The sequence below is a fragment of the Mesorhizobium sp. M7A.F.Ca.CA.004.04.2.1 genome (assembly GCF_004022825.1).
GTDB lineage: Bacteria > Pseudomonadota > Alphaproteobacteria > Rhizobiales > Rhizobiaceae > Mesorhizobium.
In genome coordinates this window covers 1-3584 of sequence record NZ_RZPH01000634.1, presented here as the reverse complement: position 1 = coordinate 3584, position 3584 = coordinate 1, and the positions used below count along the sequence as shown (strand labels likewise).

Here is a 3584-nt window from a genome sequence, read left to right as displayed (position 1 = left end):
CGCGAAAGTCGCGGATGAAATCGTAGGAGCCGCCGCCGACGAGATCGAAATCACCTGCCAGCACGATCGCCTTCAGCGCGCTCATCTCTTCCGGGCCGAAGGTCAGCGGCCGCGCAGCACCCATCTTGACGCCAGTCCAGCCATTTTCGTTGTGCGAAGCGGTGACCATGGCGACCGAGGGCGTATCCAAAGCGAACTGGGCGAAATACGCCATCGGCGACAACGCCAGTCCGATGTCCCTCACCCGTGCGCCTGCGGCCATCAAACCGGACACCAGGGCCAGTTTGATCGACAGCGAATAGGAGCGGAAATCATGCCCGGTGACGATATCGGGACCGGCGCCGAGACGGCGAATAAGCGTGCCAAGCCCCATGCCGAGCGCCTGGACGCCGATCAGATTGAGCTCCGGCAGTTGCGCGGAGCCGGGATGGCCGAACCACCAGCGCGCATCATATTCGCGAAAGCCGGATGGCTTGATCAGCGCTTCGGTTTCGAATTCGAAACTGTTGGGCCGGGCGTCGCCAACGATGCTGAAAGACAAGACTGGAAACTCCGAATGGCAGAAATTACGAATTGTCGAGGGCTGCGGCTTAGCACACAAGGCTTTAGGCCACGTTTATTCCGGAAGGGAATCCGGGCCTTTCGGGCAATGCTCGACGAAAGCCGACGAAATGCGACAGAAGTGCCGCCGTGCCGCTTGCAGGAACCAAGTGTGGCGGCTATAAGCCCGCGGTCTGGTCACGGAGTGTAGCGCAGCCTGGTAGCGCACCTCGTTCGGGACGAGGGGGTCGCAGGTTCAAATCCTGCCACTCCGACCAGAGAAAACAAAGAGTTAGCGCATCCCGACTTCGGCGCTCCACCTGCCCCTCAAGCGAGACTACTCGCGTCCCCCGTCAGTCGGATGGGCGAATTTCTATTCGCCGTGCCTCTGTGACTCGGCCGACAGCGATGCCTCTTGCACTGGACAGTAACCAGACGGTCCAACCGGCCGCCTGATGCCTTCATGCCTGCGCTCGCGGACAGATCCCGGAAAACATCTCAACTGGTACGCGCGTTTCCGCTCAGCGGAGGCCAAAAAAGCTCAAGATCGCTATCACGATGACTACAGCTCCAACGAGCCAAATGATGTTGTTCATGATCTCTCTCCTGCTGCCTGGGGAAGCCCGCGCCTCTGGCGGAGAACGCGGGCCGACCAGCCTTTGCCGACTGATCTGCAGCAGACCACCAAATCGTGATCCCGGCTGCGAGAAATAAACCATCAGGCACGCCTAATGTTCCGTCGTGCGTCCCATGATCATAGGCGCCGGCATCATCACCACGACAGCACTGTCGTGACAGGTTTCGTCCTAACCCATCGGCACCATCCCGTGGTGATCGAACGACGGGTACCGACGCAGGAATCCGGCCCCGATTCTTGATGGGAGTCGGGTCTTGATGGGAGTGGGGCCACGAGAGGCCTTTGGCACGCATCCCAATCACGCCCGCAACCAGACTTAAGTCCAGCCCCTGCCCGACCGAAGTCCAGGTTGGAAACGCTTGCCCTTGCCCCAAATTCGGGTGGTGGGCGAAAATGATCAATGAAAAACTAAAGAGCAGCAGCATGTCGAACCGTGAGACCAAGAAATCCCATGCCCTTGGCATGCGGATGACAGAGATCAAAGCCAGGATGCAGGAAGCCCAGATTACCGAAGACGAGATGAAGACCTTCCAGAAGGTCGCGGCCATCATGGAGGGCGACGAGGGCCTAATCGAGGTTGACGACCTGATTGCCGCGTCATTCCTCACCGACACGACGCTGAACAGCCAGAAGCGTTAAGCGACCATGCCGACGATTAGCAGACTTTTTGATTCCCCCGCCGATGCGGCGCGGGTCGCCAGCGACTTGGTGGCGGCCGGAATTCCTCGCGTACAGATCGCCATCATCGGGCCTTACAATAACGAGGCGGGATCTCTTAGGGTTTCCGCTTTGGGATCGTTACTTGGCGCTGCCGCCGGCGTGTTGGCCTGCCTGAGCGCCGTTGCGGCCCATGGCATCAATCCTCTTGCTGCGAGCGTGTTGCCAGCAGCGGTGGCTGGCGCGGTCTGCGGCGGCGTTGCCGGCGGTCTGTTTGGAACATTCGCCATGGCCGCCATGAAGGCGGATGATCAAGACGTTGCCGAGGGGGTGGTTCTGGTGATGGCGCATGTCGATGAAAATGACGCCGACATCGCTCAGACAGTGCTCGGCGGTTGCTCCCCGTCGACGTTCGTGGCCGAAGCAGCGTAGGAAAGGACCGCCCGACGTCGCCGGGACGGGCTCTCTGCGTTCACCAGTGATTGAACCCAACACGCGCCAGATAGCAATTCGAGTGGCAGAGAATGTTCCTGCGCCGGACGCAAAGGCTGGCCGGTGGCAGGTTTCTTCGCGGGCCGCATATTTTGACGAAAAGGTCCGTCGGCTTTAGGGTCGATGGACCTGATGGAGTCAGCCAAACGGCGGGCCGAGTGCGACATGAATTTGAATTCAACCACAGCCCCGCCCTTGATTCTTGTGATGACGCTGGTTCTCTTCACTGGCTGTTCATCGCTCGGCAGAACCGTCGATGCAGCGAAATACGATTCGATGACGTGCACCGACCTCAACAGGGCGATGGGAGACGTCGCCCGTGACATCTCGCAAACGGCAATCACGCGCGGCAAGGTGGCCAACACCAATGTTCCACGCTGGCTGCTCGGCGGCTCACGCGTGAAGACCGCGGTAGCCAACCGCGAAACAGCCAGGATCGACCGGCTTAAGCAGCAACAGGATGCCATTGCCGCTGTGCGAGCACGCAAGTGCCCCAGGTCCGCGAATTGAGCGGACAGCCAATGCCTCGGTGCGGAGCCCGGTTCAGGCGCTCAGGCGAAATCGCGTCACGTCGATCGCCGCGGCCATCAGCGTCTGTGTGTAGGCGTGCCGCGGATCGCTGAAGATCGCCTCAGTCGGCCCTTCCTCGACGATCTTGCCCTGTTTCATGACGATGATGTAGTCGGCCATGGCGCGCACGACCGACAGATCGTGGCTGATGAAGAGATAGGACAATTCGTGGTCCGCCTGCAGCTTGCGCAGCAGTTCGACGATCTGTTTCTGCACAGAGCGATCGAGCGCCGAGGTCGGCTCATCCAATACCACCAGCCTGGGCTTCAGGATCATGGCGCGAGCAATGGCGATGCGCTGCCGCTGGCCGCCGGAGAATTCGTGCGGGTAGCGATTGCGTGCGTTGGGGTCGAGGCCGACCTCGCGCAAGGCGTCGACCGCGCGTTGATCACGCTGCTTGCCCGAAAGATCAGGCTCATGCACCAGAAGTCCTTCGGTGATGACTTGGCCGACGGTCATGCGCGGCGACAGCGAGCCGAACGGATCCTGGAAGACGAGCTGCATCTGGCGCCGCAGCGGCCGCATCGCCTGCCTGTCGGCTTGGGAAATGTCGCGATCACCGAAACGGATAAGCCCGTCGCTCGGCAACAGCCGCAGCAAGGCGCGGCCGAGCGTCGACTTGCCCGAGCCGGATTCACCAACGATGCCGATGGTCTGGTTTCGCTGCAGCCGGATCGAGATGTGATCG

The 3584-nt window shown here is 60.8% G+C and carries 4 protein-coding genes, 1 tRNA gene and 1 pseudogene; 4 read left to right on the top strand and 2 right to left on the bottom strand.

Going from position 1 to position 3584, the window contains the following annotated elements; translation table 11 throughout:
* A pseudogene (locus EN893_RS24225) lies at window positions 1–541 on the bottom strand (phosphomannomutase/phosphoglucomutase); the annotation flags it as partial.
* A 200-nt stretch (window positions 542–741) separates the two neighbouring features.
* Between EN893_RS24225 and EN893_RS24220 the strand changes: the two are divergent.
* From EN893_RS24220 to EN893_RS24200, 4 genes are all read left to right on the top strand, one after another.
* A tRNA-Pro gene (locus tag EN893_RS24220) sits at window positions 742–818 on the top strand.
* 782 nt (window positions 819–1600) lie between these two features.
* A complete protein-coding gene (locus EN893_RS24210) occupies window positions 1601–1816 on the top strand; it encodes a hypothetical protein (protein WP_164748709.1) in 216 nt (71 codons plus the stop codon).
* Window positions 1817–1822: 6 nt separating this feature from the next.
* Complete coding sequence (locus tag EN893_RS39440) at window positions 1823–2266, top strand: hypothetical protein (protein ID WP_236382860.1); 444 nt, start codon at window positions 1823–1825, stop codon at window positions 2264–2266.
* A 225-nt stretch (window positions 2267–2491) separates the two neighbouring features.
* The gene (locus EN893_RS24200; protein ID WP_127270013.1) at window positions 2492–2836 is read left to right on the top strand and encodes a hypothetical protein; all 345 of its coding nucleotides are present in this window, start codon (window positions 2492–2494) and stop codon (window positions 2834–2836) included.
* 33 nt (window positions 2837–2869) lie between these two features.
* On the opposite strand, the gene EN893_RS24195 is transcribed toward EN893_RS24200, so the two are convergent.
* Window positions 2870–3584: ATP-binding cassette domain-containing protein (locus EN893_RS24195; RefSeq protein WP_164901064.1), on the bottom strand; the 715-nt coding region annotated here is incomplete at its 5' end.